The sequence below is a fragment of the Nostoc sp. CCY0012 genome (genome assembly GCF_963920855.1).
In the GTDB taxonomy this organism is placed as follows: domain Bacteria; phylum Cyanobacteriota; class Cyanobacteriia; order Cyanobacteriales; family Nostocaceae; genus Cyanocohniella.
On the sequence record NZ_CAWUDM010000204.1, the window covers coordinates 1 to 3,632 of the forward strand.

Consider the following 3,632-nt stretch of genomic DNA (forward strand, 5'->3'; position numbering starts at 1 on the left):
TCAGTCAGACTCCTGGTATACAAGCGGTTCAAGACTTTTCTGCACCACTAAGCTTCCTTAGTGACAATTCAACCCGTCGGCAACCGGACACCTTTGTTCTGCGTTCACCCGATTGGTGGTAACGTTCTGTGTTATGCGGATTTAGCACGTCATTTGGGACGGGAACAACCGTTCTATGGCTTGCAATCGCTTGGTTTGAATGAAAAACAAGCACCTTTAACTCGCATTGAGGATATGGCTTTCCACTATATTCAGTCCCTGCAAAGCATTCAACCCCAAGGCCCTTACCAAATCGCAGGGTGGTCTTTAGGTGGCGTTGTTGCTTTTGAGATGGCACAGCAGTTATATCAACAAGGTCATGAAGTTGCTTTACTGGCCTTAATAGATTGCTATGCACCCATTACTAACAATATGCCTCAAGAAATTGATGAGGCTTTATTAGTAGCTTCTGTTGTCAAAGACTTAGGGGGAATTTTTGGTAAGGATATATCAGTTTTAGTTGATGAACTACAACCACTCATTTTTGAAGATAAAGTAAACCATATCTTAGACCAAGCAAAAAAGGTCAATATTTTGCCTTCAGAATTTGGGTTGCAACAGATGCAGCAATTACTACAAGTTTTTCAAGCAAATCTGATGGCTAAATATAAGTATATACCCAAGCCTTATACTGGTCGAATTACCCTCTTCTGTAGCAGTGAACAAATATTAGAAGGAACAAAAGCTCCGGAATTTGGGTGGAGCAAATTAGTAACTGATGATTTAGAAATCCATGAAATTCCCGGCAATCATTATACTATTCTTCAGGAACCTTATGTTCAAGTTTTAGCTGAATATCTGGGATATTATCTGAAAGGAATTTAGTTAACGATTCAACAGGTGAAGTAGTATTTGCAGCAGAATTAAAGCATAGAGGATTTGCTATCCGGGATGCTTTAACTTCGAGAAGACAACTGCGTAGAAGTAGAAGGAGTAGAAAAACCAGATATCGTCAGCCAAGGTTTTTAAATAGAACTCGACTACAAGGTTGGTTAGCACCAAGCCTACAAAGTCGTGTTGAAAATATCGAAACCTGGGTAAATAGGTTACAGAAGATTGCCCCAATTCAATTTATCAGTCAAGAACTGGTTAAGTTTGATCTGCAATTAATTCGTCATCCTGATATCCAAGGTAAAGAATATCAACAAGGAGAATTAGCCGGATACGAAACTCGCCAATACCTGTTAGAAAAGTGGAATAGAGAATGTGCTTATTGTGGAATCAAAGATATCCCACTTCAAATTGAACACATACACCCTAGAGCGAAAGGTGGGTCAAATTCCATCACTAACTTAACTTTAAGCTGTGAGAAATGTAATATCAAAAAAGGTATAAAAGATATTAAGGACTTTCTCAAAAAAGACCCAGTTAGATTGAGTAAAATTCTCAATCATGCTAAAAAGCCATTAGCTGATGCAGCCGCAGTAAATACTACTCGGTTTGCACTGCTAGAAACGTTAAAAGCAACTGGTTTACCGACAGAAACTGGTTCTGGGGGATTGACCAAGTTTAACCGTACTCAACAAGGGTTAGACAAATCTCATTGGCTAGATGCTTGTTGTGTTGGTGCATCAACTCCAATACTCAAAATCAAAGGTATTAGACCTTTGTTGATTACTGCCAACGGGCATGGTTCTAGGCAGTCATGTCGGACTGACAAATACGGATTTCCTAGTCGTCATGTACCTAGACACAAGTTGGTTCAAGGTTTTCAGACTGGTGATATGATCAAAGCTATTGTCACTAAGGGCAAAAAAATTGGTACTTACATTGGCAGAATTGCTGTCAGAAGTACTGGCAGTTTTAATATTTCCACCAAAGATGGTTTAGTTCAAGGTATTTCTTACAAATACTGCACAACAATTCACAAAAAGGATGGTTATGGTTATGCAATCTAGATATTGTCTCTCCTTTCCTCTCGCCGCCAAGCTGAGTACAGCTATGGGGGGAGTCTCCAGGAGGGAAGATAGATGATTTTGTTGGATAATTCATCAATTAAATTGGTTCTTTGACACTCCCCTACCTGAGCAAGTTTCGCTAGGCTCACTTAGAGTTGAAACAAGTTGTTGAGAAAGCAGGGAATTTAAACTAACAGTCAAAAAAACAAGGGTATCCTACCTCCTTTTACCGTTACTAGCCCTTCCAGGATACCTTGAGAAGGGTTTTGTTGTAGGTGGGAAAGGATTTGGATCTAAGCTTGGTAGAACAAGTTCATTGTGGCGATCACCGCTAGTACCCTAGCTATCTAATTGGTATACAAAGCAGGTAAGCTGAGGAAAGCACCTAGCAGCAGTAAAAAATTAGTGATAGAAAAGTTGCCTCGCCATCGCCCAGAAAGAAAATTCAGTAATATCAAACGAATAGTATTAGAATGTTCACTCATCGAATGTGTCCATTGTGGAAAAGAGTTAGTATTACGCAGACCAAGGCATATGCGTAAAACCGTTCAAACAATGGATGGTGCAGTATTTGTGGCAGGCAAGAGTAAAGAATGTACCAATCCCAGTTGCACACATTTTGGTAAACATTATTACGCTACTGGCGTACTAAAATACAGCTTACCTTACAGTACCTATGGGCTAGACGTGCTGGCATTTATTGGTTGGCAACATGAACATGAGCATCAACAGTTGGCAGAAATTCGGCGCGCATTAAACCAGCGTGGTGTTGAAATTAACGAAAGCAATGACGGCACAGCTATACCGTCAATTTCTGGCACTATTGGGTGGAACGATGGCACATACACAGGATAAATTAGCTGCCACAGCCCGTGAACATGGTGGTTTGATTTGGGCAATTGATGCCTTACAGCCCGAAGGTCATGGAACCTTACTGTATGTATTGTACGAGGTATTAAGCGGTACGCCAGTAAGTGGAATTCAGTTACCACAAGCACAAGGACAACAGCTAATTGAGTGGCTGCAACCATATCAGAAGTTACCGTACAAAGTGTTGGCAACCTTAGCGTCGGACTTAGAAGAAGCGCACCAGTGGTTGCGACGAATTGCCGATTGTTTACGCTACACTGAGGACTCGAAACGTAACCCAGAGAACGTAACTAATATTATACAAACTCATAGTTTACCCTTAACTAGCCTTCAGGTTCGGCACGAAATGGAAGAGTTATTACAGAAATTTCAGCCTGACCCTCAACAAAATCCCGCACAGTTTGCCTTGAAGAAAAAGCTACAACGACTATGGGACAAATACGGTACTAACTTATTGCACTGCTATGATGTCCCTGGCTTGCCGCCAGATAACCTGAAAATGGAAGCTATGTTTAGCCGTTTGCGTCGCAATCAGCGGCGAATTAGTGGACGCAAGTCAACTGTTGAATTGCGCGATTTTGGACAATATCAAGTTCTCTTCCTAGCCGAAAGCGAAAAACAGTTACTTGCACAAATCCAACAAGTGCCTATAACAGAGTACAAAATTCAACGCCGTAGATTAGCCTTGTCCGAAGCCCCTCGTCAACAAAAACATCGCCTTCATCATGATCCAGTTAGCGCAATACAAAGTTTAGTTCATCAACATCAAGAAATTCTCTCTGTGCTTGAGTTTCAGGCTCTTTCATACCAATTAGATAGCTAGGG

General features: G+C 41.0%; 3 protein-coding genes and 1 pseudogene. All 4 read left to right on the forward strand.

All coding sequences use genetic code 11. From position 1 onward, the window contains the following. Nucleotides 1–60 precede the first annotated feature (60 nt). Nucleotides 61–864, forward strand: coding sequence for a thioesterase domain-containing protein (locus tag ACM0OS_RS28505; RefSeq protein WP_414546541.1), 804 nt, complete (start codon nt 61–63; stop codon nt 862–864). Continuing rightward, a pseudogene (gene iscB / locus ACM0OS_RS28510) lies at nt 861–1,937 on the forward strand (RNA-guided endonuclease IscB); the annotation flags it as partial. The gene ACM0OS_RS28505 and the pseudogene iscB, both read left to right, overlap by 4 nt. 534 nt (nt 1,938–2,471) lie before the next feature. After that, nucleotides 2,472–2,792 (forward strand): hypothetical protein, encoded by a 321-nt coding sequence (locus ACM0OS_RS28515; protein WP_414546542.1) that lies wholly within the window; start codon nt 2,472–2,474, stop codon nt 2,790–2,792. Further along, on the forward strand, nt 2,773–3,630 hold the full coding sequence (locus ACM0OS_RS28520; protein WP_414546543.1) for a hypothetical protein: 858 nt from the start codon (nt 2,773–2,775) through the stop codon (nt 3,628–3,630). Before ACM0OS_RS28515 ends, ACM0OS_RS28520 begins: the two co-directional genes overlap by 20 nt. The last annotated feature ends 2 nt before the right edge of the window (nt 3,631–3,632 follow it).

Excerpts from the sequence above, each read along its gene's own strand:
- ACM0OS_RS28515 (WP_414546542.1), top strand. The coding sequence starts at position 2,472 with ATGCGTAAAACCGTTCAAACAATGGATGGTGCAGTATTTGTGGCAGGC.
- ACM0OS_RS28520 (WP_414546543.1), top strand. The coding sequence starts at position 2,773 with ATGGCACATACACAGGATAAATTAGCTGCCACAGCCCGTGAACATGGT.